Raw genomic sequence first — 23,317 nt, forward strand, 5'->3', positions numbered from 1 at the left:
AGAGCCCCCGATGGTCGAAGAGCGTGACCTGCAACCTAACCTAGGGGCATGCGCGTTTCACCTACCAGGGAGGAAACGGTGCATAGCGGACCCACGGGTTTCGACAACTTCGTCCGGCAACGCGGGCGTGCGCTGTGGCGTGCCGCTTTTCTACTGACCGGAGATTCGCACAAGGCGGAGGATCTCGTCCAGACGGTGCTCGCCAAGACCTATCCGCACTACCGCGGCGACGATGGGGCGTTCGAGGGCTACGTCCGCACCGCGTTGTATCGCACCTATGTGTCCTGGTGGCGGCGGCGTTGGAAAGGCGAGGTTCCCAGCGAGGAGCTGCCGGAATCGCCCGAGATGGGCGAAGCGTCGCGCTCGGCTCGCCTCGACCTGCTGCGCGCGATGGCCGAGCTGCCCAAGGTCCAGCGCGCGGTGCTGGTGCTGCGCTACTTCGAGGACTGCACCGTCGCCGAGGTGGCGGAGCGCTTGGGGATGTCCGAGGGCACCGTGAAATCCCATTCCTTCCGGGCGCGCGAGGCGCTGCGGCAATCGGTTCACTTGAAGGAGGAAGCCCGATGAACGACGAAGAGCTGAGGCACGCGCTGGAGGCCCTTCCTCCGCAGGATCCCGAGATCGACGGCTGGGCGAAACGCGCCCGCCGCACCAGCCAGACCCGACGGGGCGTGGCCGCCGCCGCGGTGCTGATCGTAGGCCTGGGACTGCCTGGCCTATACCTGGCCAACGCCTGGCAGTCGGGGCACCGTCCGGTGGCTCCTGACGTGCTGGCCACGCCGTCCCACATCCCGCAACTCACCCCGACGTCGCCCGGCGAGGATGCCCCCGGGGTCATCGAGAGCACTCCGCCTCCTAGCACCCAGATCGTCCTGCCGCCCGTCGACGAGATGACTGGCGTCGTCGCGATCCGTTCCGTGGAGGGCACCGACGAAGCCGAACTCTGTGCCGTGGACATCGAGTACCCAGACGGCGGAGACCCGCCCGTCTGCGAGGGCCCCACCCTGAAGGGCGACTTCTCCTGGGACGACCTTCACCAGGCGGGCTACACCGTCTCCCACGACTCCGGCGTTAGCTGGACCGAAAAGGACATCCGCGTCTACGGCTACTACGACCCCATGGATGGCCCGCTCGGCTCGTTCACGCTAGCCGGCCCAGTTGCCGTAGAGGCCACCTCGCCCAGCAGCAAGAGCCACGAGCAGCCGACCAGCACGTATTACCACCCCCTGTCTCTCTGCGGGGATCCGGTTCGCACGAAAACAGGCCATGAAGAGGACTGGCAGGTGGGCACCTGGGCCTTCACCGACGCGATCGAGGTGGCTGAGAAGTCCAGTGGGTACGTCGAATGGTGGCTCGGTGCCAACGACTACTTGAACGTCGAGGTCGAGCCCGGCACCGACGTCCGCGCCCTTGAGAACGAGCTGGGCGCCGCCTGGGGTGGGCCGATCTGCGTCGGCATCAGCACCCGACTCGGCGCGGAGGCCGAAGAAGCGGTCTCACGGCTCCTTGAGACCTCCATGCCGGCCGCACACGTTGCTGGAGTCGGAACGCTCAACGAGCCGGGAGAGGCGCGCGTCGCCGTCACCATCTGGGGATACGACGCCGACCTGGCCGGGTGGTTTCGTGCCTTGCACAGCCCTGAGCTCGAGAAGCTCGACAGCTTCACCCTCACCGTCGACTTCGTCCTGACCCCCGTGGGCACATCCCTCGATCCCATCAGAATCGTCACCCGCTGATCGGACCGCAACGGCTTCTGACCTCCAGAGCGTGTTGACCTATGAAACAAGACTCCCTGCTACTAGGAGACCTCATGCATCTTCCTCGCCTCGCCGCCGCTGCGGTTCTCCTCATCGGGCTCGTGGGCTGCTCGTCCCCAGACCCGGCGGCGCCGGACACGCCGCCAGCAACGACGGGATCGGTCTCGTCGGCCGCTCCCTCAGCATCGCCGGATTCGGATCCCAGCGCGGAGCAGCAGCCCAGCATGCCGTTCGACCCCTACCTCGCCGTCATTGACTCGTCCAGGCAGCAAACCCATCAGGAGATAGCCGACGAGACCAATCTCATGGAGGAGACCATCGCGAAGTGCATGCGCGAGCAAGGCTTCGAGTACCTCCCCAAGGTCGTCACCGTCGAGGACGTGGAAGCCAGCGAAGCCGAGCGCGACGCGGCCGAGGCGGGCACCGATGCCTACGGTCGTCCCCCTGGATACGGAACGGTGGACTACGCCAAGAAGTACGGATATGGGAGTCCTGATCTCCCCGATGACGAGGACACGAGGGAGGAGCCCCGCATCAATCCGATCCTGGAGAAGGAGTGGGCCTATCTCGACTCTCTCACGCAGTCCGAACGCGAGGCCTGGGAAACAGCGCTGTCGGGAGATATGAGCAACCCCCTCTACGACGAGGACGGCAACGCCTACTGGGACATGACCACTCAAGGATGCTACGGGGAGGGATACCAAGCCATCGACGACGACGAGGTCCACGTCTACGACGATCCGGCCTTCACCGATCTCCTCGAGGCGCTCTCCTTCGCGGAGCCCGCCCCCGACAACGACAAGGACTTTGCGGCGCTGGAGAAGGAGTGGTCGAGTTGCATGTCCGACGAAGGGTTCTCCTTCCCGCGGCGCCAGGACGCAGCGATCACTGTCGAGAACGAGCAAGACGCGCTCTGGCCGCGCGGCGCCGATGGCAAACCCGATCCGGCACAGGAGCCCACCGAAGAGGAACTCGAGCGGTTCTTCGTCGAGTACGAATTGCCCGTCGCGATCGCCGACGCCACCTGCGCGGAGGGCATCGACTACGACGACCGGCTTCGCGACATCACCGTCGCCTTCCAGGAGCGCTTCATCAAGGAACACCAGGACCAGCTCGACGACCTGGTCCTCCGATACGGCGAGTGAGCGGATTCTGAGTCCAGCCCCAGGGCTGAGGTGGGCTCCGGTGCCGCGTGGCTAGGTTCGTGCCATGAACACGCCTCATTGTCTCCGTCTCGGCATCGCGGCGGCGGCCGTACTGAGCATCGGGCTGGCTGGTTGCTCCAGCGCGCCCCAGGAAAAGACGGACTCTCCGGAGCCATCGACCCCGCAGGCGACAGCGACAGCGACCGAGACGGCGCCCGAGTCCGTCGATGAGCTGTTCACCATGCCGCTCGACCCGTACCGTGCGGTCACCGGCAGCCTGGCCAGTCTCGACGCCGAGAAGATCGCCGCCGACCTCACCCGAGAGAACGAGCTGCGCGCGCAGTGCATGCGCGAGCAGGGCTTCGAGTACTTCTACACCCCAGCCACCGCCGAAGAGGTGTTGTGGGAACTGGGCCGTTCCAGGCAAGCGGCACCGACGACATGGGACGACTACGGCACGGTGACCTTCGCCAAAAAGTACGGCTATGGCTCCGTCCACTACCCCGACGTCGAGGAACAATCCGTCCCTGATGTCGAAGTCCCGCAAGGCCCGGACCCCGAGACCGAGTACCTCGAATCGCTGAGCGAGTCAGACCGTCAGGCCTGGGATGCGGCCCTGTACGGCGACCCCGAGAGCCGGCAGCCGAGCGAAAACGGCGAGACGCCCGACCCTGATGCCTGGAAGTCGGAGGGCTGCCGGGGCTGGGCCGAGCACGAAGCCACTGGCGGCAAGATGAAGGCCATTGACGACCCTGAGTTCGCCGAGTTGATCGACGCCATCTTCAACGCCACAGCCACCCCTGACAACGACGAAGACCTCGCGACGCTGGAGAAGGAATGGTCGCAGTGCATGGCGGCCGATGGCTTCTCCTTCACCTCTCGCCAGGACGCCGCCTTCACCATCGAGGAAGAGGCCGACGCCTTGTGGCCGCGAGACGCAGACGGCAAGCCCGACGACGACCGGGAACCCAGCGAGCAGGAGCTGGAACGGTTCTTCACCGAACGGGAGCTTCCCGTCGCGGTGGCCGACGCCACCTGCGCCGAGGGTATGGACTACAAGAAGCGCCACTCCGTGATCCTGGTGGCCTTCGAGCAGCGCTTCATCGACGAACACAAGAAACAACTCGACGCCCTGATGCTCACCTACGGCACTGAGAGCACCAGCTGAGCCCGGTGCCGTGGATAACGCTGGGAATATGGCGCGGCCTGTACCTATTTCCCACGCCTCGCCGGATAGCCAGCGCTATCCACCAGCATTGGACCAGCGCCCCCCAGGTGCAAGGAAACTGGGGGCTCAGAGCGTTTATAGGGCATGGAGGTGGCGATGCGCGAGACGGCGGCCCGGTTCGACCGGTTCGTCGCGTCGCGCGGGGGCGACCTGTGGGTTGCCGCCTGGCTGCTGACGGGTGACGCGCAGCACGCGGAAGACCTGGTCCAGACGGCGCTGCTCAAGTGCTACGGACGGTTCTCATCCTTCGACGCGGAGTCGGCTTTTGAGGCCTACCTGCGCACGACGATGTACCGCACCTACGTGTCGTGGTGGCGACGGCGCAGTTGGCGCTCAGAGGTGCCGGCCGAGGTGCGCCCCGACGCCCATGGCGCCACGCCGGCCGAAGATGCCGATCTGCGCGAGGATCTGCGCCGGCACCTGACCGCGCTGCCACGAGCGCAACGAGCCGTGCTGGTGCTGCGTTACGTCGAGGACAAGACCGCCGTCGAGACCGCTCGCATCCTCGGCATGCCCGAGAACACCGTCGCCTCCCACACCCGGCGCGCGCTGGCCGCCCTGCGCGCCGCCGATGGGATCGAGGAGCTGAGGAGCGCGCCATGAACAAGCCACTGACCGACGACCTGCTGGGCTTGGTCCCCCAACGCCCTGACCCCTCTAGCTGGGGTCCGCGCGTGCGCCGCGCGAAGACCCGGCGTCGTGCCCTGGGAGGCATAGCTATGACCGTGGCCGTCCTCGGCACCGCGGTCGCCCTGTCGAACACGCTCGGCACCCACGGCCCACTCATCGCCACACCCGGACCATCCCAGACGAGCTTGGCGCCTGCTTCGACCGAGCAACCGACACCATCTCCCTCAGCCACGACCGCCGTCCCGCCAAACCATAAGCTCACCTCCGAAGAGCTGCTCGCCCAGCCGAACGGGCTGATACCCGAGGCCTGCGCCGCACTCACCGACTCGCCAGAGGCCTTCTCACCGCCACCCGCCGACGGGCTACCTACGGGTGCCGACCGAGTCTGGCTCTGCGGGGATCCGGCCAGCGTCACCGGCGACGCCAGTTGGATAGGTCCGCAGGAAGCACTGACGACCGACCCCGACCGAGTTGCGCGCGTCTACAACACCCTCCCCGGCACGGACGCCCACCTCGGCTGCGACGGCGATGCTGGGCTTGGATATCGAGTCGTGGTCGACTACCCCGACCAGCGGATCGCCTTCGACGGAACCGTGGCTAACTGCCAGACCGTGGGCGACCGTCGAGGAGGCGAGGAGTTCATGAATGACCTCACCGCCTTGTGGGACGCCCAGCGGACAGCCGCTCCCCCGACATTCACCTCAACCGAAGGCATCTGCAACTTTGCGGATATCGCGCGTCTCAACTTCGTCACGATGGACATCAATTTCCTCGGCTGGGGAAACCGGAGCTTCTTCCATCGGGTACCCAGGGAGACGCTGACCAGAGGCGTGCTCTGCGGCGTTGACTTCGACGACACGATCCCCTCGGTCCTCGGCGTGAGCGAGATGTGGCTGCCCGACCAAGTATTAACGGAACTCACAACAGCAGAACTCGCCGCCCCGCCGCAAGAACGCACTGACGAGCCCATTCTTGAGGCCTATCTCGTGCTGTTGAACGAGGCCGGGGATCCCGTCACCTACCGCATCAGCCGCGACGGCGGCGTTCTCATCAACGCCAACAAACCTTGGGATTGGGTCGGAACCTGGTACCCCTCATCCGATGTCGCAGATCAATGGAGCGCGACGCTGGAGGCGGCAGGAATCGTTCCCGAGTAGGCCGAATTCCCCCACCTATGAGGCGGATGCCCGCACGGCATTCGCCAGCATGGCGGAAATCTGCTGGCCGGTGTAGTGGACCGGCCCGGCCGCGTCGGGAATGGATGAATACGCGACGAGGACAAAGGCGATACACACGCCGATCAGGCTCAGCAGGGCGATGACGCGCGCAACCGCACGACCGGTGGAAGATCGTCGGACTGGACCTGGTGCTGGAAACGGGATCCCTGTCATCGTGACGCCCTATCTACGCTGGAAAATCGACGTTGAGGGAGATTGGGTTTTATGGTAAGCCGCGCTTTTGTTTTAACGGAGCACGACGCGCTGACAAAAAGAAAATCGGCCACGACAACAGATCCAGCGGGCAAAGTCGCATTCATTTCTGTGCTCATGCCCCGTGCCTCCTCGTCTGGTTCTCGACGGTGCTCACGCTACGGCGCGCCACCGACAGTTCGTAAGCACCCAGAGTCCCCATCGTCTCCGCCCTGGGGAGGACCCAGGTGGTGTCAGCCCCTGACCCTTGTCTCCAGGGATAGGCTGATGCATCCCGTCACACTCGGAATCGTCGGAGGTCACAGCCATGTCATGGAGCGAGCACGCGATCTGGTGGCACGTCTACCCGCTGGGGGCCTGCGGCGCGCCGATCCGCGAGCCCCATCCGGAGCCCGGGCACCGGCTGAACAGGCTGCTCAACTGGCTCGACTACGCCACCGAGCTCGGCACCTCCGGTCTGCTGCTGGCTCCGGTCTTCGCCTCATCGACGCACGGCTACGACACCACCGATCAGTTCCGCATCGATCCCCGACTGGGTGACGACGCCGACTTCGCCGCCCTCATCGAGGCCTGCCATTCCCGAGGCATGAAGGTGGTGCTCGACGGGGTGTTCAGTCACGTCGGACGCGAGCATCCCGCAGTCGCGGCTGCGCTGGCGAACGGTCCGGATTCCCCCGAGGCCGAGCTGTTCGACATCGACTGGCAGCACCCGGATGGCCCGCAGCCGCGCGTCTTCGAGGGCCATGGCGCCCTGGTACGGCTCAACCACGCGTCGCAGCGAGCCCGCGACTACACCGTCGACGTAATGAACCACTGGATCGAGCGCGGGGCCGACGGCTGGCGGCTGGACGCCGCCTATTCGGTGGACAACGCCTTCTGGGCCGACGTCCTGCCGCGGGTGCGCGAGCGCCATCCGCACGCGTGGTTCCTCGGCGAGGTGATCCACGGCGACTACCCCGCCTTCGTCGAACAGTCCACCGTCGACACGGTGACCCAGTACGAGCTGTGGAAGGCGATCTGGTCGAGCCTCAAGGAACGCAACTTCTTCGAGCTCGACTGGACGCTGCAGCGCCACAACGAGTTCTTGCAGACCTTCGTGCCCCAGACTTTCATCGGCAACCACGACGTCACCCGGATCGCGTCGACGGTGGGCCAGGACGGCGCCATCCTCGCGCTCGCGATCCTGATGACGGTGGGAGGCATCCCGTCGGTCTACTACGGCGACGAGCAGGGCTTCACCGGCGTCAAGGAGGAGCGGGCCGACGGGGACGACGCAGTGCGCCCGCCGCTGCCGGACTCCCCCGCCGATCTGCTGCCCTTCGGCCGGCACGCGCACCGGGCCTACCAGGAGTTGATCGGGCTACGCCGTCGCAACCACTGGCTGACCCGGGCGACCACCCGGTCGCTGGCGCTCACCAACACGCACTACGTGTATCAGGCCGAGGCCGACGGCCAGCTGCTGACCGTCGAGCTGCTGCTCGACCACGACCCCGCCGAGGTCGTCATCCGAGATCGCGACGGCCTCGAACTCTGGCGAAGCTGAGCGGGATCAGGCGACAGGAACCGCGACGGTGACGCTCGCGACCACCTGACCGCCCACGCCTTCGACGGTGACGCCATCGCCGGCTGCGACGTCGACCACGCTGCTGAGCGTCGCCAGGCCGTCGTCGGCGAAGATCTCGACCGAGTTCACGTCCGCCCACAGGGTGAGCTGGATCAGAGAGCCACCGGAAGTGGGCATCATCTGCATGGCCCGGAAGCTGTCGGGGAACTGGGGGCCGACGGCCGAGCGATCGAGCGTGACCTCGCCGGTGCCGCGGTCGTAGCCGAGCACGACGCCGCCGTATCCGTCGGCATCATGTCGCAGTCGGACGCGAGCGCCCGTGGCGTCGCCAAGATCGAGCGTGATCTCAACTAGAGCGCACTCAGGCACCGACAGGGGCAGCCGCGTAGGGGCAGCCCCGACGGGCTCCCTGGCGTCGGCCACCGTCTCCACCTCAGGCGCGATGGGGGTCTGACGCAGCGCGACGCGCCCGTCGACGGAAGCCAGCGACAACCGGCGCGCCAACGTCATGGTGCCCCGACGCGGCTCCTCCGGAATCACCGGCAGCTCCCGGCCGTAGATCCAGTTGCACATCCACCCGATCAAGGTGCGCTGCTCGTCGGGCAGCCCGAAGAAGGTGACGCCCGCGTAGTTGTCGCGACCGTAGTCCAGCTGGGTGGAGCCGCCGTCGGGAACGAAGGTCGTCCCGTCGAACGATCCGACGAAGTAGATGCTGCCGAAACCGCCCACCACTGGCGCCATGCCGAGGCTGATGATCAGCACCCACTTCTCCACCCCGTCCACGACGAGGGGGAACAGGTCCGGGCATTCCCAGATGCCCTCGCCGACCTCGGGGGCGGCGAACTCCGACAGCAGGCTCCACTCCCGCAGGTCGTCGGAGCGGTAGAACACGACGCGCTGCTGGACGGCTTCGACGGCGGCCAGCACCCAGTACTCCCCCGCCTCGCCGCGGTAGCGCAGCACCTTCGGGTCGCGGAAGTCGCCCGATTGACGATCGAGCACGGGGTTGCCCTCGTAGTCGGTCCAGGTGTATCCGCCGTCGTGGCTGTAAGCGATGGCCTGCGCCTGGTGCCGGCGGTTCGGCGCGTGCGCGGTGTAGAAGGCGAGGAGGGCAGGTCCGAAGCCGGCCACGCCGTTCTCATCCCACACGATCGATCCGGAGTAGACCTCGCGCTCGTCGTCGTAGCGCAGGGCGACGGGGTGCTCGTCCCAGGTGACCAGGTCGGCGCTGGAGGCGTGGCCCCAGCTCATGTATCCGTGGTCGCAGCCGTTGGGGTTGTACTGGTAGTACAAGTGGTAGCGCCCCTCGTGGAAGACGAGTCCGTTGGGGTCGTTCATCCAGTTGCGTTGCGGCGAGAAATGGATGCGCGGCATGCCGCCGAAGACGGCGAGGCGGGCGGGCGCGGTAGTCACAATGACCTACTTTCGATGTCGCGAGGAAGAGGTAAGACCAGGATCGGGCGATTGCGGAGCGAGCCTACCCGAATGGCGTCGGGTCAAATGACGGACCCGGCCGGCGCGAGCCGCCGACCGGGTCCTGTACTAGGGGTGGGTTAGAGGTTCCGCAGGTAGGTGGTGCCGTAGCGAGGACGTGCTGGATGGATGACATGGCAAGACGGAGAACGAAACTGCCATTGGACATGCCAGTGAGTTCGACAACGAAGCCAGGTCGCCATCCAGTGCGCCGCAGTAGGTGCCACCTGCCTGCGGAATCTCTTATTTGCCCGCGCCGGCCGTGAGGCCTTCGCGAAGCGGGTTCTGCCCGAAGATGAACACGATCAGAGCCGGGATCATCGAGAGCACGACACCGGCGAGCACCGTCGAGACGCTGCCCGTGCCGAGGTTGCCCTGGAGCGACACCAAGCCGAGCGGCAGGGTGAAGTTCTGCTCGCTGATGGTCATGATCAGCGGGCGGAAGAACTCGTTCCAGTGGTAGTTGAACGCCAGGATCCCGACGATCGCCAGGCCAGGAGTCGCCAACGGCATGTAAATGCTGAAGAACGTCTTCCAGGGGCCCGCGCCGTCGATCTCCGCGGCCTCGCCCAGCTCAGCCGGCAGGCCCATGAAGTACTGCCTCATGAGGAAGGTGCCGAACGCGGTGGGCAGAGCGGGGATGATCAGCGCCAGGAGCGTGTCGGCCAGGCCCATTCCGCGGATCAACATGAAGACGGGCACGATCGTCACCTGCATCGGCACCATCATGGTGGCGAGCACAAGGCCGAACAACAGGTTCTTGGCCTTGAACTGGAACCGCGCGAACACGTAGCCCGCCATGGCGGCGCTCAGCATCTGTCCGACGGCGACGAGCAACGTCACCAGGGCGCTGTTCCAGAAGAACAGCCAGAACGGAACCCGGTCGAAGACGTCCTGGAACGCCGAGAACCCGACCATGGTCTTGCCGGTCTCCACGTCGGTGGGTGTGAGCGCCGTGTAGGCCGTCCACACCATCGGGCCGAGCGTCAGGAACGCGCCGATGGCGAGAAGGAGGTACTTGCCGACCTTGCCCAGCTTGAGCGCGGGCGATTTCTTGTCTACTGCTTCGATTGACATGTCGGACCCCTCACCCGTAGAAGACGTAACGCTGGCTGAGCTTGAACTGGACCGCCGTGACAACCATGATCAGCAGCGTCAGCACGATGCCGATGGCGGAGGCGCCACCGAAATCGAGCTGCCGGAAGGCCGATTCGTAGATCACCATCACTGCGGTTCGCGTCTCGTCACCGGGCCCGCCACGGGTGAGAACCCACGGCTGGTCGAAGATCTGCAGCGCGTTGATGATCGCCATCACCGACGCGACCAGCGTGGTGGGGCTGATCAGCGGGATGGTGATGTGACGGAACTGGGACCAGCCCGTCGCCCCATCGATCGACGATGCCTCGTAGACCTCCTTCGGGATGCCCGCGATGCCGCCGATGAACAGCAGGAACGTCAGGCCGAAGTTCTGCCACACGTAGACGATCAGCACGACGACCTTGGCACCGAAACCGGTGGTCAGCCACCCGATGGGGGCGACGCCGAACCAGCCGAGGAAGTGGTTGATCAGGCCGAACTCCTGGTTGAACAGGTAGCTCATGATCAACGACACCGACGCGGCCGACAGGATCAGCGGGAAGAACAGCGCCGAACGGAAGAAGTTGCGCAACCAGCCCGGCATCTTGGACTGGACGAGCAGCGCCAGCATCAGCGCCACGAGCAACTGGATGACCACCGCGACGGCGACGAAGCCGATCGTGTTGAGGAACGACACCCGGATGGTCGGGTTGGTCGCCATCTGCGCGAAGTTGTCGAAGCCGACGAACTCGGGCGAGGTGATGATGTCCCAGCGGAAGAAGGCCAGGACCGTGGACCCGATGATCGGCACGAAGCTGAATAGGCCGAGGCCCACCAGGGTCGGCGCGAGGAACACCCAGATCAGCTTGCCGTTCTTACGCGACAGCGCGTCACGCTTGGGACGGTTGTTGGTTGCAGTCGCAGACATCAGCGTCCTCCCAATGCGATCTCAAGGTCACGCTGCATGGTGTCCAGACCACGCTTCACGCCGGCCTTGCCGTTGGTGATCGTCGAAACGACGTTCTTGACCAGAGCCGATTCGACCGCCGCCTGCTGCGGCGGGGCCGGCATGGGGCCCGTGGTCGGGAACTTCTCGAGCGTGTCGTAGAAGACCTGCCAGTGCTTGGGACCGATGCCCGCACCGTAGAGCTTGTCGTTGAGCGACTTGCGTGGGAGCGACGAATCCGGCTTGGGATGTGCGATCGACATTCCCTCGACGGAGACGCAGTACTTGATCCACTGCCACGCCTCTTCCTTGCGCTCCGATGTCTCCATCATCGCGTAGCCGCCGGCACCGAACTGGTGACGCTGGCTGCGCATCTTCGGGAAGAAGGTGACGTCGTAGTCCTCATTCGCGAAGCCCGCGTCATGGAGGCCCTGCGCCCAGAAGCCGCCGGCCGCCGTCATGCCGACCGATCCCCGCGAGAACAGCGCGACGAGCTCGTTGCCGCCACCCTGGGCCGGATTGGCGGCGAGCCGCTCCTCCACCAGAGCCTGCAGCACCTCGAAGGTCTCGACCGTGCGCTCATTCGTCGCGTTGGCGCCCTCCCAGAGGTAGCCACCGCCGCGCGGGGTCTCATTCGGGTAGAACTTCTCCCACAGCCACTCGCCACCGGGAGCCTTCTCCTCGGTGACGAAGCTGGCGTCGTTGATGTAGAGCCACGGAACCACGCCGCCCCAGAGCCGGTTGTTCCAGAAGTACGGAAGGAAGGTTCCCTCCGCGCCGTCCTTCATGGCCCTGGCCAGGGTGAAGAAATCGTCGATGGTCCAGTTGTCATCGGGCCTGCCCATGCCGGAGCGCTCCAGCGCCTTCGTGTTGTAGAACACGTTCGCGGCGTTGAAGTTGTCCGGCAACTGGAACAGGTTGCCCTTGTACATGAACGCTTCGATGAGCGATGGGTGCACGTCGTCGAAGTACTCGTGCATATCGGCAGCGTCCCGCTGGACGAACTCGTCGATGGGGTAGGCCATCCGCGAGGCGAAGAGCTGCGTGCCCTCCGTCGCGACGGTCACGACATCCGGCGGGGTGCCTGCCGCGATCATGGTCAGGATCTTGGCGAAGTAATCGCCCCAGTCCTGCCCTTGGATGGCCACGAGCCTGACGGCAATATTGGGGTGCAGTGCCCGGAAGCCGTCGACAAGCCCCTGGCGCGCTGCCGCGTCCTGTTGCGTGCCGAAAAGCGCGATGGTCAGCGCTTCGTCACGGCGCCCGGGAATATCGCCTCCCGTGAGCCGTGGCCAGGAAATCGCTGTTCCAATCGCACCCAGCCCGGCCAGTCCTATGACTGCCCTGCGACCTAGGTCAACCACCTTGTTGCCTCCTTCGTTGGAGAACCGGCCCTGGTGAGCCGGTAGTGAGGCCAAACGCTAAATGCATTCAGCACGACGAACCTAACAGCTGTGAGTGCCTCGGTCAACCGTTTTCTGAACACGTCGGCGTTGTGCTTGCCGCCCTGCGTAGGCTGTGCGGAAACGACCAGCGACGAGGGGGGTGCCATGCCAGGGACCAACCGTCGCCCGACGCTGGCCGACGTGGCCGCCGCCTCCGGCATGTCCAAGTCGGCGGTCAGCATGATCTTGAACGAACGGCCCGGCTCCCGCCTGTCCCCCGAAGCCACCGCGCGGGTGAAGGAAGCGGCGGAGTCACTCGGCTATCGCGCCAACCCGGCGGCGCAGAGCCTTCGCTGGGGCAAGACCCGCACCATCGGTTTCGTCTCCGACATGGTGACGGTGACCCGTTTCGCCTCGGGCATGATCAACGGCGCGCTCCAGGTGGCGCGCTCGCACGACCACACCGTGCTGATCGCCGAGACGGAGGGCGAGCACGACCGGATCCAAGAAGAGATCGTCTCGATGGTGGACCGGCGCGTCGACGGGATCGTCGTGGCGCTGATGGCCGCGCGGCTGATCGACGTGCCCAAGATTCCGAAGGACGTGCCCCTGGTCATCGTGAACGGGCTCACGGCCAGCGACCATCCCAGCGTGCTCCCGGAGGAATACAACGCCGGTCACAGCGTCGCCTCGGCTCTCATCCATGCCGGCCACACGCGCATCGGCATCATCGGCGACCTTCCGTCGGTGGCCGACAATCTGCGGGCCTCCGCCGCCATCCCCGAGCGCTTCCGCGGCATCGACGACGCGCTGGGCTCTGCCGGAATCCTCGCGGAGCGGGTTGCCGTGCCGCACTGGACCCCAGGGATCGGCTACGAGAAGGCTCTTCACCTGCTCGGAGAGCACCCCGAACTCACGGCCATCATCGCCGCCAACGACAGCATCGCCTTCGGCATCTACCAGGCCGCACACCGCCTGGGCGTCGACATTCCCGGCGATCTCTCGATCGTCTCGTTCGACGACGAGGAGTTGGCCAGCTATCTGCGCCCCGGACTCACCACCGCACGCCTGCCCTACAAGAAGATGGCCCAGATCGGCATGGACATGGTGCTCGGCCACCGCGATCTGGCGCACGAGCTGGTCCCCATGCCGTTGGTCACCCGCGACTCGGTGCGCACCCTCTGAAACCAGCCGCCCCCAGCGCTATCTCGCGCGCCATGCCGCCCACAGCTGAGCGTAGGTGCCGCCGTCGGCGAGCAGTTCGTCGTGCGTGCCGGCCTCGACGATGCGCCCGGCCTCCATGACGACGATCCGGTCGCAGCCGGCGGCCTGCGAGAGCCGGTGCGCGATCACGAGGCCCGTGCGTCCGGCGAGCACCGCCTCGGACGCCCGGTCGAGCTGCCCGGCGTGCGCGGAACCCGCCTCTGCGGTGGCTTCGTCGAGGATCGCGAGATCGGGGTCGGCGAGGAGCAGACGAGCGAGTGCCACCTGCTGCGCCTGCGCGTCGGTGAGGGTGTGGCCCCCGAGCCCGACGACGGTGTCCAGCCCGTCGGGGACGACATCGAGGATCGCCGCGGCACCGGTGGCCTCCATCGCCGCACGGATCTCACCATCGGACGCCTCGGGTGCGGCGAGGGTGAGGTTGTCGCGGAGGGTGCCCGCGAACACGTGCACCTCTTGAGTGATCACCACGGTGCGGCCGGGCCGGGCCACGGTCCCCGAGTCAGGCGGATGGATGCCGGCGAGCACGGCGGCCAGCGTGGTCTTACCTGCTCCTGAGGCACCGACCACCGCGACGTGCTCGCCGGGCGCGATGTCGAGCGTGACGCCGTCGAGCACCCGGGGACCATCGCCATAGCGAAAACCGATGTCGTGGAGGCGAACGGCCACGCCCGGGGCGGCAGGCATCGCCGGTTCTTCCGCGGTATCCGGGATGGTGACCACGCCGATCATCCGGTTCAGCGACGCGAGGGCGGACTGCAGCGTGTCTATGACGAACATCAGCTGGTTGACCGGCCCGAGGAGGCGCAGCACGAGCAGCATCGCGGTGGTCGCACCGCCGACGGTCGACGCGCCGCGATCGATGAGGACGAAGCCCACCACCAGCACCGAGACCAGACTCAGGCACTCGCCCACGTTCAGGCGCGCGTTGAGCATGCTCTGCACGGTGCGCGCCCTCAGCGACCGCACGGCGACGGCCCACGACGCGGTCATCACGGAGCGGTGCCGCTGCGCTCCCAGCCCGAAACCGAGCACGGTGGCAAAGCCGCGCTGGGACTCGAGGATCTGCTGCGCCCGAGCGCTCATCGCTTCGCGCTCCGCTCGATACGCCTGCGGTCCGACGCGCAGGTACCACCGCATCGCGAGCGCGTAGACGGGCAGCACGACGGCGAACGCGGACGCGTACGGCCATTCCAAAGCCGCGAGCCCGCCGAGTGAGACGACGATGGTGAAGACGGTGACGCCGAGCACCGGGATCACCGTGGGCGCCGCGTCGGCGACGGCGGTGACGTCGTCGCTGGATCGGGAGATCAGATCCCCGGTGCCGGCCCGCTCGACGAGGTGCTGCGGAAGCACCATGGCGCGCCTGACGAGTTGCTCCCGCAGCGTAGCGAGCATGGCGTGGTAGGCGCGAGTGGCGAGCACGATCGTCGCTGCGGTGCCGAGCGCGCCGAGCAGCGCCGAGGCCAGCATCACCGCCGTGACCGTCAGCACGGTGCCCATATCGGCGGCCCCCTCCCGCACCCGATCGACGAGATACCCCACGGCCACCGGCGGGAGGAGATCGACCGTGGTGCTGAGGACGCCCAGCGCCCCGACGGCGGCGAGCCTGGCCCGGTATCCGCGGGTGAGCCGCCAGACCTCGACCGCCGTCTCCCGCGCCCCGGCGACGGGCAGCGCGTGATCCGTCGTCCCCGATGCCCCGCTCATTGTTTCGCCCTTCCGGACGCGGACGCGGGCACGTCATCGAGGACGTCGACGACGCGGTCACAGACGGCGAGCAGCGCTGGCGATCCGGTGATCAGCACCGTCGAGCGACCCGTGCGGACGCCGCGCAACCGCGCCGCGATCACCTGCTCGGTGACGGAGTCCACCGCCGTGGTCGGATCGTGCAGCACCAGCACGGGCGCGTCGGTCGCCAGCGCCCGAGCCAGCGCGACCCGCTGACGCTGGCCGCCGGAGAGACGGTTGCCGTTCTCGCCCACCGGAAGGTCCAGATCGGCCGCGAAATCGTCGCAGGCCGCCGCTCTCGCTGCGTCCTCCAACGCCCCGAAGGCACCGGCGGACATGGCCAGGTTGTCGCGGATCGTGCCGGTGAACAGCGTCGCCCGGTGTGGCGCAACGGTGACCCGAGAACGGTAGTCGGCCACGCTCAGCTCCCTCGGCAGAGTCCCGTCGAGCAGCACCTCGCCCTCGTCGGCGGACCATGGATCCAGCAGGACGGTGGCGACGCGCCCGGCGGTCAGGTCGTCGGCGCGCAACCCGACGACCTCCCCCGGAGCCACCCGAATCCTCGCACCGGAGACGGCGACATCCAGCGTTGGCATCAACGTGTCCCCGGGCCGCCAGACGTCGTCCGTTCCGGGGGCGACGACGCCATGGACACGCAGGGCATCGAGGATGCGCGCGGACGAGGCCCGGGCACCGGCGAAGTTGGGGATCGACGCGCGCGCGATCGCCTCGACCTGCGGCAGCAGCGCTTGGGTCAGGCCGATGGCGGCGATCAGTTCGCCGATGGTCAGCCACCCGCCCACGGCGAGCCAGCCCGCCAGCCCCATCACCGTCGCCACGAAGGCGCCGCTGACGACGCCCGAGCCCACCAGGAACCGGCCGAGAAGGCCGGCGTTGCGGATGGCCCCGACGAGCGTCTCCTGACTCGCATCCCGGTAGCGCCTGGTGGTCTCAGCCTCAGCCTGCACTCCCTTGACCACGCGGTAGCCGGTCACCAGATCCGTCGCCCGTCCGACGGTGCTGGCGAGCAGGCGCTGGTACTCGCGCGTGTCGCGGGAGAACCGCTCGCTGAGGATGCCCATCAGCCACACCGCGACGGGCGCTCCCACCAATGCGACGAGCCCGAGGAGCCAGTGGGTCGCCAGCAGCGAGGCGGCGATGAACCCGATGGCCACGATCCTCGACACCGGCAGCACCACCAGGATTCCAGCGTTGGCCAGACGCAGGACGTCGTTGGTCATCAGGGAGACGATGGTGCCGTCCGGCGCCTGAGCGCTCCGGCCCATCGGATGCAAGACGCGGGTCGAGAGGGTGCTGCGCAGCCGGTGCTGCAGCACCTGCACCGCGTAGGCCGTGAGTCGATTCGTGAACTTCGCCGCCACCGTCAGGACGATGTACAGGGCCACCAGCGCACCGGTCCATAACGCCAGCTGCCCCGCGTCGCCGGTGGCCAGGGCACGGTCGATCGCGAGCCCCATCACGACAGGGACGGCGGACTCTCCCACCTGCCACACGATCGCCAGCAGCATCGCGGGGACGGTGACCCGAGGCAGCGAGAAGATCACGCGAGCCAAGAACCGGCCCGGCGTCGTCCCCTCACCGGCCTCGAAAGGTCGGGCCTCGAGCGGCTCAGCGGGGCCGTCCAAGAACACCGGCAGCCAGCGCGTCAAAGGCCCCCGCCCCAGCCCGGTTGGGTCGGCGTCACGGCGACGGGTCACGCCGCGCCTCCGGATGGCCTCGCGACGTCCGCGGGGGCGGGGAAACACCAGCGCAGTGCGTCGCCGAAGAGCCCTCGCCACCAGGCGTAGTCGTGGCCGCCGGCGAACTCCCGGTAGTAGGTGTCGTAGCCCTTGTCGACGAGCACCTGGTCCAGCCACCGGCTGTGCGTGAGAGAACCCTCCAACTCGCCCACGTCGTGGAAGACGCGGACGGGCGCGCGATCAGCGGCCTTGTAGTCGGCCATCAGCGTCGGCATGGGAACGCGACGCCGCAGCTCGCCTGCGCCGGTTCCCCACCTGAGGTCAGGATGGTAGCCGCACGACGGCGACTGAAGGATGGCGTTGCCGAACGCCTCCGGGTGGTGCAGCGCCGTCCATCCGGCGCACAGACCGCCGAAGCTCTCGCCGGCCAGCGCCACGTCGGCGGGGTTCCGCGACAGCGGATACCGGCTGCGGAGCCACGGCAGCAGCTCGTCGACCAGCATCCGAGAGAAATCGGCGTTGCACAGCAACTCCTTGTATCGCTCCGACCCGAGCTGGTCGACGAGCACCACCGCGCAGGGCCGGATCGCGCCAGCCTCGACGAGCGCGTCGCGAACGCTCGGCGCGCTATGCTCCGGGGTCCCGTCCAGCTGGATCACGAACGGCAGCGGGCCGTCATCAGAAGATGCGCCCGGCGGCATCGACACCCAGATCCGGCGTTCGTTTCCCAGGATCTCGCTCGCCAGCACGGCGGGCTTCGGCATCGTGGCAGGCCGCGCTTCGGCACGATCGAGCCAGGGCAACGGCTCCGCGTCGGGCAGCGTCAGCACCGACGAGCCAGAGAACCTCGGCTCGGAGTATTCGGAGAACGGCGGCGGCGGATTGAACGGGTCGGGAGCCTGTTCGTCCTCGCCAGTCGGTCCCTGTCGCGTGAACACGTAGCCGAAGCGCAGATCAGAACGCATCCGCAGGGTGAGGACGCGAAACGGTGTCCCCGCCACCGCCGCGAACTCCTCCTCGATCGTGTTGCGGCCGATGATCGGGCCGATCACCAGCGAGAGGCGGGTCGTCGTGTCGGACCCGGGCTCATCGACGAACGTCACCTCCACCTCGCCATCGGCGACCCGCTCGATGAGCGGTACGCCCGCCTCCGCGAGATGGTGGCGGAACCGCTCCGGATCCCATTCTCCGAATGACAGCTTCTGGACGGCGGCGCTGGCCGTGTCCACCGTCGTCGCCGCGTCGCGCGGACTCACGCCTGCTCGTCCTGCTCGACGGGCGAGTGCACGCTATGGCCTGCGGATCTCGGCCGGGTGCGGTCGCGACCGAGCGGCACCACCTGCGGGCTGCCAACCACCGGATCGGGAACCACCACGCAGCGCAGGCCGAAGACCTCCTCCACCAGTTCCGCGGTCACGATCTCCTCCGGAGGCCCCTCGGCGACGATCGCGCCGTCCTTCATCGCGATCAGATGCGTGCCAAAACGGGCCGCCTGGTTCAGATCGTGCAACACCGCGACCAAGGTGTGGCCCACCTGGTTGAGGTCGGTGAACAGCTCCAGCAGGTCGATCTGGTGCGTGATGTCCAGGAAGGTGGTGGGCTCATCGAGCAGCATGATGTCGGTGTGCTGCGCGAGCGCCATGGCCACCCACACTCGTTGCCGTTGACCGCCCGACAACTCGTCCACCAGGCGACCGGAGAGCTCGGTGATCGTGGCCTGTTCCATCGCCCGAGCCACCGCCTCCTCGTCGTCTTCGGTCCACTGCCGGAACATCCCCTGGTACGGATAGCGGCCACGGGCCACCAGATCAGCGACGGTGATGCCGTCCGGAGCGATCGACGTCTGCGGCAGCAGTCCGATCCGGCGGGCCACTTCTTTGGTCTTGTAGGACTGGATGTCCGCCCCGTCCAGGACCACGTGCCCGACGCTCGGTTTCAGCAACCGCGACAGTCCGCGCAGCAGCGTCGACTTGCCACACGCATTCGGCCCGACGATCACCGTGAACGACTTGTCCGGAATGGACACCGACAGGTTCTGGGAGATCACTCGCTTGTCGTAGCCGATGGTCGCCGCGTCCACCTGGAGGCGTGCGGCGTCGGTCTGGGGTGCATTCATAGGCGTTTCCTCGCTTCGGTGAAGAGCAGGTATCCGAGGTAGCCGCCGCCGAGCATGACCGTGATGATGCCGACGGGCAGCGGGGTTGGGGCGATGTGCTGGGCGATGTAGTCCGCCGTCAGGCACAGCAGCGCACCGACGAAGGCGGCGGGCGCGAGCGTGATCCCCGCCGTGCGGGTGAGGCGTCGGGCGATCTGCGGCGCGACCAGCGAGATGAATGCGATCGGCCCGGACGCGGCGGTGACAGTTGCGGTCAGCGCGACGCCCACCACGATGAGCGCAAGCCGAACCGCGGACACGCGCACTCCCTGGGACGCGGCCGCGTCGTCGCCGAGTTCCAGCTGCCGCATCGGCCGGCCCAACGTAGCGGACAGCGCCAGGAGCACCGCGATGCAGATCCCACCAATCGCCACCTGGGTCCACGACACGCCGTTGAGCGACCCGGCACCCCACGCGGCGGCGGACATCGCCTCCTCCAGTTCGGCCTTGAGGATCAGCCAGGTGTTCACCGATCCCAGCATGGCGGAGACGCCGATGCCGACGATGATCAGCCGGAACCCCTGCACCCCGCGCCGGTAAGCCAGCAGATAAACGACGAGGGCCGTGGCCATGCCACCCAGCAGCGCGCCGGCAGCGACCTCCAGGTAGGTGCCGCCGATGACCAGGATCACGATCAGCGCTCCGGTATAAGAGCCCGACGAGAACCCGATCACATCCGGCGACGCGAGCGGGTTGCGCATCAACGACTGGAACACCGCGCCGGACACACCCAACGCGGAACCGAACACCACGGCGGCGGTCACCCGGGGCAGCCGCCATTCCACCACGATCTCGTGCACCAGCCCGGTCTCGTCCCCGGCCAACGCGGAGATCACCTGTCCGGGGCTGAGCTGGTACGAGCCCGTCATCAGCGCGAGCACCGCCATGCCGGCCACCACGATCGCGAGCGCCGCACAGACGACGATCGAGCGCCACTCGAGCCGCACCGCGACGCCACCGCGCCGGAGCACCAGCATCCGTCGTCCGAAGTCCACCGCGCTCATCCGACACCCTTCCGCACCGTCGGACCGGCGCCGTACGATGGAACTATGACAACGCTCACCCCGACCCGCCGCAGTGTGGAACTGCGTGCGCTGCTCGAAGAACACCGCGCGGAACTGAACGCGGTCTTCGACCGGTACGGCGTGAAGAACGTCAGGCTTTTCGGATCGGTCGCACGCGGAGAGGCCGACGATGACAGCGACATCGACCTGCTTTTCGAGCGCCCCGACGGCATGGGCCTGCGCAAGATGAGTCGCGTCGAACGAGAGATTTCGGATGTACTCGGCGTAGCGGTGGATCTTGTTCCCGATGCTTCACTGCTCACGACGGTTCGCGCAACGGCCCTGACAGATGCGGAGCGGCTGTGAGTGCCACCGAGACCCAGCGGATCATGGTGGCGCTCGAACATCTGAACGTGCTCCACCGGCACCTGGCGGCGGGCAGTTTCAACGACGAAGTAGTGACCGATGCCGTCAGCATGCGACTGTCCGCCGCCATCGCCGCGATACATGACGGCGACCCTGCGCTGGGGATCCGCCTTTTCAAAGACGAATGGCAAGACATCTGGGGCATGCGCAACCGGATCGCCCACGGCTACATGACGACCGACCCAGAGATCATCATCGATAGCGTCAACAATGACCTCCCCGATTTCGAGCAGACTCTGCGGGCAGAACTCAACCGGCTCACCAGCGACTCGTCCGCCACTTCCTGAACATGCGTTACGCCACGCGAGACGTGGACCCAGCGCAGTCCGACCGTCGTTCATAGTCCGCTCGCTCTCTTCCGTCGGACCAGCGCGATCAGCACCGGGGCGCCCACGAACGCAGTGACGATGCCGACCTGGAGTTCACTCGGACGGATCACGACCCGGCCCAGGATGTCCGAGGCCAGCAGCAGGCTCGGAGCGAGCAGGATGCTGTAGACGAGGATCCACCGCTGGTCGGGCCCGACGAACCACCGAGCCACGTGCGGCACCATCAGCCCGACGAATCCGATCGGCCCGGCGATCGCCGTCGCCCCGCCCGCCAGCAGGGTGAGCGCGATGATCGTGAGAACCCGGGTGCGCGCCAAGCTCACGCCCTGGGCCGTGGCCACCTCGTCACCGAGCGCCATGGCATTGAGCGAACTCGACACCACGAAGGCCAGGATCAGAGCCACCCCGAAGAACGGCAGGATCGGCCACACCACGTCGAGCGGGCGTCCCACGATCGAACCGGCGTTCCACGAGCGCATCGCATCGAATGCATCAGAGTTGGTCAGCTGCAGCGCCTCTCTTGCGCCGCCGAGCACCGCCCCGACGCAGACCCCGGCGAGCACCATCACCACCGGCGACTGGCCGCGTCTCGTCGACCCCAGAGCGATCACCATGAGGGTCACGACCAGCGCACCGAAGAACGCGAACCACATGTAGCCAGAGATATCGCGGACGCCGAGCAGGCCCACCGCCACCGTCACCGCGAACGAGGAACCCGCGTGAACGCCGAGGATGCCTGCATCGGCCAGCGGGTTCCGAGTCAGCGCTTGGATCAACATCCCCGAGACCCCCAGCGCGATCCCCACCACGAGGCCGACGATGGTGCGCGGCAGCCGGTAGTCGCGGATCGCGAACTGGTCGATCTCCGCGGACGGATGGAACAGCGCATCCCATACCACAGACGGCGGGATCGCCTTCGACCCGATCATCACGCTGAGGACGACCAGGACAAGCAGTGCCACCGATGCGACAACCAGCCCGAGCACACGGCGACGCGGTCCGGGCGCCGTCTTGGCGCCCGGACCGTCCTGTCGCAGGGTGAGAGCTGTCACTCCTTGGCGGGCAGGGTCGCCAGCGCAGCGTCGAGCGAGTCGAGGTACTGCAGGACAGGCCCGTAGGTGCTGTTACCGGGGCAGAAGACTCCAAGCGCACGACCGGACTTCACCGCGGGCAACTCCTTCCAGGTGTTGGTCTCGACCACCGGCTGGAAGGCCTCCGTCGGATTGCCCTCGGCGTCGACGGGGTAGGTGATCACGTCGTAGTCGGACAAGCTGCTGAGCTGCTCGAACGGCAAGGCAGTCCAACCCAACGGGTCTTCGCCCTCAGCCGCCTCGGGGAAGTCCATGCCGATGTCGTCCCGGGCGATCTCCACGCAACCGAAGTCGGTGATGGAGAAGGTGCCGGGATCGGCGTTATTCCAGCGGGTGACCTCGACGAACGACGTCTCGGCGATGATCGTGCCGTAGGTCTCCTGGATCTTGGCGACGCGCTCCTCGAACTCCGCCTTCTGTACGCTCAGCGTGTCCCCGACGTTGCCGGCCTCAGCGAGTGCATCGGCGAGGGCCTTCCACTCGACGTCCAGTCCCCAGAAGGCTGTCGGGGCGATCGCCTCCAGCTGCTTCTGGAGCGGCTCGAACTCAGAAGCTGGGAACTGCGCAAGGATGAGGTCCGGCTCCAGGCTTGCGAGCTGCTCCATATCCACCTCGTCCGCGCTGGAGGCGAGGACGGTCGCCGCCGTGTACGTGGCCCTCTGGTCGTCGGGAAGAATGCCGAGATCAGACTCACGCACCTCAGTGACACCCACAGGCTTGCCGCCCAGGTCGATGAAGGTGAGCGTCGTGTTGCCAATCGTGACGACCCGCTGCGGGTCGGCGGGAACCTCGATGGAGCCGTTGTCGGCCTCGATGGTGCGGGTCTCGTTCACGCTCGGGGTTTCGCTCGCGGTGCCGGCGGGCGTTTGCGACGTGGTTCCGGCGGGGTCGGCGGGAGTCTCTTCGGGGCCGCTTCCGCAAGCCGTGAGAACGAGGGTTGCGCTCAGGATCGCAGCAGCCGCAGCGGCACGCTGGGTTCTACGGGGAGTGGTCATGGAGGGTCTTCCTTCTCTTGATGTGGGTGG

Annotated in this window: 22 protein-coding genes; 10 read left to right on the forward strand and 12 right to left on the reverse strand. The window is 67.0% G+C overall.

Going from position 1 to position 23,317, the window contains the following annotated elements:
- Positions 1–48: 48 nt before the first annotated feature.
- The 6 genes from P0D62_RS01785 (at position 49) to P0D62_RS01810 (ending at position 5,917) form a co-directional block, all read left to right on the forward strand.
- A complete protein-coding gene (locus tag P0D62_RS01785; RefSeq protein WP_275700889.1) occupies positions 49–567 on the forward strand; it encodes a SigE family RNA polymerase sigma factor in 519 nt (172 codons plus the stop codon).
- Entirely contained in the window at positions 564–1,736 is a 1,173-nt protein-coding gene (locus P0D62_RS01790; protein WP_275700890.1) for a hypothetical protein, read from the forward strand. The genes P0D62_RS01785 and P0D62_RS01790 overlap by 4 nt, the downstream gene beginning before the upstream one ends.
- 74 nt (positions 1,737–1,810) lie before the next feature.
- A complete protein-coding gene (locus P0D62_RS01795; protein ID WP_275700891.1) occupies positions 1,811–2,902 on the forward strand; it encodes a hypothetical protein in 1,092 nt (363 codons plus the stop codon).
- A gap of 64 nt (positions 2,903–2,966) precedes the next feature.
- Positions 2,967–4,070 carry a hypothetical protein gene (locus tag P0D62_RS01800; protein WP_275700892.1) on the forward strand — a complete coding sequence of 368 codons (1,104 nt, stop codon included), beginning with the start codon at positions 2,967–2,969 and terminating at the stop codon, positions 4,068–4,070.
- 156 nt (positions 4,071–4,226) lie between these two features.
- Positions 4,227–4,733: a SigE family RNA polymerase sigma factor gene (locus P0D62_RS01805; RefSeq protein ID WP_275700893.1), complete on the forward strand. Its 507-nt coding sequence runs from the start codon at positions 4,227–4,229 to the stop codon at positions 4,731–4,733.
- Positions 4,730–5,917 carry a hypothetical protein gene (locus tag P0D62_RS01810; protein WP_275700894.1) on the forward strand — a complete coding sequence of 396 codons (1,188 nt, stop codon included), beginning with the start codon at positions 4,730–4,732 and terminating at the stop codon, positions 5,915–5,917. Before P0D62_RS01805 ends, P0D62_RS01810 begins: the two co-directional genes overlap by 4 nt.
- A gap of 15 nt (positions 5,918–5,932) precedes the next feature.
- On the opposite strand, the gene P0D62_RS01815 is transcribed toward P0D62_RS01810, so the two are convergent.
- A complete protein-coding gene (locus P0D62_RS01815) occupies positions 5,933–6,151 on the reverse strand; it encodes a hypothetical protein (RefSeq protein WP_275700895.1) in 219 nt (72 codons plus the stop codon).
- Between the two features lie 346 nt (positions 6,152–6,497).
- Between P0D62_RS01815 and P0D62_RS01820 the strand changes: the two genes are divergently transcribed.
- Positions 6,498–7,733, forward strand: coding sequence for an alpha-amylase family protein (locus P0D62_RS01820; protein ID WP_275700896.1), 1,236 nt, complete (start codon positions 6,498–6,500; stop codon positions 7,731–7,733).
- A 6-nt stretch (positions 7,734–7,739) separates the two neighbouring features.
- On the opposite strand, the gene P0D62_RS01825 is transcribed toward P0D62_RS01820, so the two are convergent.
- The 4 genes from P0D62_RS01825 to P0D62_RS01840 form a co-directional block, all read right to left on the reverse strand.
- Positions 7,740–9,167 carry a glycoside hydrolase family 32 protein gene (locus tag P0D62_RS01825; protein ID WP_275700897.1) on the reverse strand — a complete coding sequence of 476 codons (1,428 nt, stop codon included), beginning with the start codon at positions 9,165–9,167 and terminating at the stop codon, positions 7,740–7,742.
- 303 nt (positions 9,168–9,470) lie between these two features.
- Entirely contained in the window at positions 9,471–10,304 is an 834-nt protein-coding gene (locus P0D62_RS01830) for a carbohydrate ABC transporter permease (RefSeq protein WP_275700898.1), read from the reverse strand.
- A gap of 10 nt (positions 10,305–10,314) precedes the next feature.
- Complete coding sequence (locus tag P0D62_RS01835; protein ID WP_275700899.1) at positions 10,315–11,232, reverse strand: carbohydrate ABC transporter permease; 918 nt, start codon at positions 11,230–11,232, stop codon at positions 10,315–10,317.
- Positions 11,232–12,614 carry an ABC transporter substrate-binding protein gene (locus P0D62_RS01840; RefSeq protein WP_275700900.1) on the reverse strand — a complete coding sequence of 461 codons (1,383 nt, stop codon included), beginning with the start codon at positions 12,612–12,614 and terminating at the stop codon, positions 11,232–11,234. The genes P0D62_RS01835 and P0D62_RS01840 overlap by 1 nt, the downstream gene beginning before the upstream one ends.
- Positions 12,615–12,800: 186 nt before the next feature.
- On the opposite strand from P0D62_RS01840, the gene P0D62_RS01845 reads away from it, so the two are divergent.
- A complete protein-coding gene (locus tag P0D62_RS01845; RefSeq protein WP_275700901.1) occupies positions 12,801–13,820 on the forward strand; it encodes a LacI family DNA-binding transcriptional regulator in 1,020 nt (339 codons plus the stop codon).
- 18 nt (positions 13,821–13,838) lie between these two features.
- Here the strand turns inward: P0D62_RS01845 and P0D62_RS01850 are convergent, their stop codons facing one another.
- Genes P0D62_RS01850 through P0D62_RS01870 form a run of 5 tightly spaced genes read right to left on the reverse strand, consistent with a single transcriptional unit; the run spans position 13,839 to position 20,446 of the window.
- Positions 13,839–15,566, reverse strand: a complete 1,728-nt coding sequence (locus P0D62_RS01850) for an ABC transporter ATP-binding protein (protein ID WP_275700902.1) — start codon at positions 15,564–15,566, stop codon at positions 13,839–13,841.
- Complete coding sequence (locus tag P0D62_RS01855; RefSeq protein ID WP_275700903.1) at positions 15,563–17,305, reverse strand: ABC transporter transmembrane domain-containing protein; 1,743 nt, start codon at positions 17,303–17,305, stop codon at positions 15,563–15,565. The genes P0D62_RS01850 and P0D62_RS01855 overlap by 4 nt, the downstream gene beginning before the upstream one ends.
- A complete protein-coding gene (locus tag P0D62_RS01860) occupies positions 17,302–18,543 on the reverse strand; it encodes an alpha/beta hydrolase-fold protein (protein ID WP_275700904.1) in 1,242 nt (413 codons plus the stop codon). The genes P0D62_RS01855 and P0D62_RS01860 overlap by 4 nt, the downstream gene beginning before the upstream one ends.
- Positions 18,540–19,403, reverse strand: a complete 864-nt coding sequence (locus P0D62_RS01865) for an ABC transporter ATP-binding protein (protein ID WP_275700905.1) — start codon at positions 19,401–19,403, stop codon at positions 18,540–18,542. The genes P0D62_RS01860 and P0D62_RS01865 overlap by 4 nt, the downstream gene beginning before the upstream one ends.
- A complete protein-coding gene (locus P0D62_RS01870; protein WP_275700906.1) occupies positions 19,400–20,446 on the reverse strand; it encodes a FecCD family ABC transporter permease in 1,047 nt (348 codons plus the stop codon). The genes P0D62_RS01865 and P0D62_RS01870 overlap by 4 nt, the downstream gene beginning before the upstream one ends.
- Positions 20,447–20,491: 45 nt before the next feature.
- Here P0D62_RS01870 and P0D62_RS01875 point away from each other — a divergent pair, with 45 nt between their 5' ends.
- Positions 20,492–20,812, forward strand: coding sequence for a nucleotidyltransferase family protein (locus P0D62_RS01875; protein WP_275700907.1), 321 nt, complete (start codon positions 20,492–20,494; stop codon positions 20,810–20,812).
- Complete coding sequence (locus tag P0D62_RS01880) at positions 20,809–21,159, forward strand: HepT-like ribonuclease domain-containing protein (protein ID WP_275700908.1); 351 nt, start codon at positions 20,809–20,811, stop codon at positions 21,157–21,159. The genes P0D62_RS01875 and P0D62_RS01880 overlap by 4 nt, the downstream gene beginning before the upstream one ends.
- A gap of 50 nt (positions 21,160–21,209) precedes the next feature.
- On the opposite strand, the gene P0D62_RS01885 is transcribed toward P0D62_RS01880, so the two are convergent.
- Together P0D62_RS01885 and P0D62_RS01890 are read right to left on the reverse strand one after the other, a co-directional pair.
- Positions 21,210–22,253 carry a FecCD family ABC transporter permease gene (locus tag P0D62_RS01885; RefSeq protein ID WP_275700909.1) on the reverse strand — a complete coding sequence of 348 codons (1,044 nt, stop codon included), beginning with the start codon at positions 22,251–22,253 and terminating at the stop codon, positions 21,210–21,212.
- Entirely contained in the window at positions 22,250–23,287 is a 1,038-nt protein-coding gene (locus P0D62_RS01890) for an ABC transporter substrate-binding protein (protein ID WP_275700910.1), read from the reverse strand. The genes P0D62_RS01885 and P0D62_RS01890 overlap by 4 nt, the downstream gene beginning before the upstream one ends.
- Between the last annotated feature and the right edge of the window lie 30 nt (positions 23,288–23,317).

Source organism: Tessaracoccus caeni, assembly GCF_029211185.1.
In the GTDB taxonomy this organism is placed as follows: Bacteria; Actinomycetota; Actinomycetes; order Propionibacteriales; family Propionibacteriaceae; genus Arachnia; species Arachnia caeni.

Coding starts and splice junctions, on each gene's coding strand:
- P0D62_RS01845 (WP_275700901.1), top strand. CDS start 12,801: ATGCCAGGGACCAACCGTCGCCCGACGCTGGCCGACGTGGCCGCCGCC.
- P0D62_RS01875 (WP_275700907.1), top strand. CDS start 20,492: ATGACAACGCTCACCCCGACCCGCCGCAGTGTGGAACTGCGTGCGCTG.
- P0D62_RS01785 (WP_275700889.1), top strand. CDS start 49: ATGCGCGTTTCACCTACCAGGGAGGAAACGGTGCATAGCGGACCCACG.
- P0D62_RS01870 (WP_275700906.1), bottom strand. CDS start 20,446: ATGAGCGCGGTGGACTTCGGACGACGGATGCTGGTGCTCCGGCGCGGT.
- P0D62_RS01810 (WP_275700894.1), top strand. CDS start 4,730: ATGAACAAGCCACTGACCGACGACCTGCTGGGCTTGGTCCCCCAACGC.
- P0D62_RS01830 (WP_275700898.1), bottom strand. CDS start 10,304: ATGTCAATCGAAGCAGTAGACAAGAAATCGCCCGCGCTCAAGCTGGGC.
- P0D62_RS01800 (WP_275700892.1), top strand. CDS start 2,967: ATGAACACGCCTCATTGTCTCCGTCTCGGCATCGCGGCGGCGGCCGTA.
- P0D62_RS01790 (WP_275700890.1), top strand. CDS start 564: ATGAACGACGAAGAGCTGAGGCACGCGCTGGAGGCCCTTCCTCCGCAG.
- P0D62_RS01820 (WP_275700896.1), top strand. CDS start 6,498: ATGTCATGGAGCGAGCACGCGATCTGGTGGCACGTCTACCCGCTGGGG.
- P0D62_RS01805 (WP_275700893.1), top strand. CDS start 4,227: ATGCGCGAGACGGCGGCCCGGTTCGACCGGTTCGTCGCGTCGCGCGGG.
- P0D62_RS01795 (WP_275700891.1), top strand. CDS start 1,811: ATGCATCTTCCTCGCCTCGCCGCCGCTGCGGTTCTCCTCATCGGGCTC.
- P0D62_RS01865 (WP_275700905.1), bottom strand. CDS start 19,403: ATGAATGCACCCCAGACCGACGCCGCACGCCTCCAGGTGGACGCGGCG.
- P0D62_RS01890 (WP_275700910.1), bottom strand. CDS start 23,287: ATGACCACTCCCCGTAGAACCCAGCGTGCCGCTGCGGCTGCTGCGATC.
- P0D62_RS01815 (WP_275700895.1), bottom strand. CDS start 6,151: ATGACAGGGATCCCGTTTCCAGCACCAGGTCCAGTCCGACGATCTTCC.
- P0D62_RS01835 (WP_275700899.1), bottom strand. CDS start 11,232: ATGTCTGCGACTGCAACCAACAACCGTCCCAAGCGTGACGCGCTGTCG.
- P0D62_RS01850 (WP_275700902.1), bottom strand. CDS start 15,566: ATGAGCGGGGCATCGGGGACGACGGATCACGCGCTGCCCGTCGCCGGG.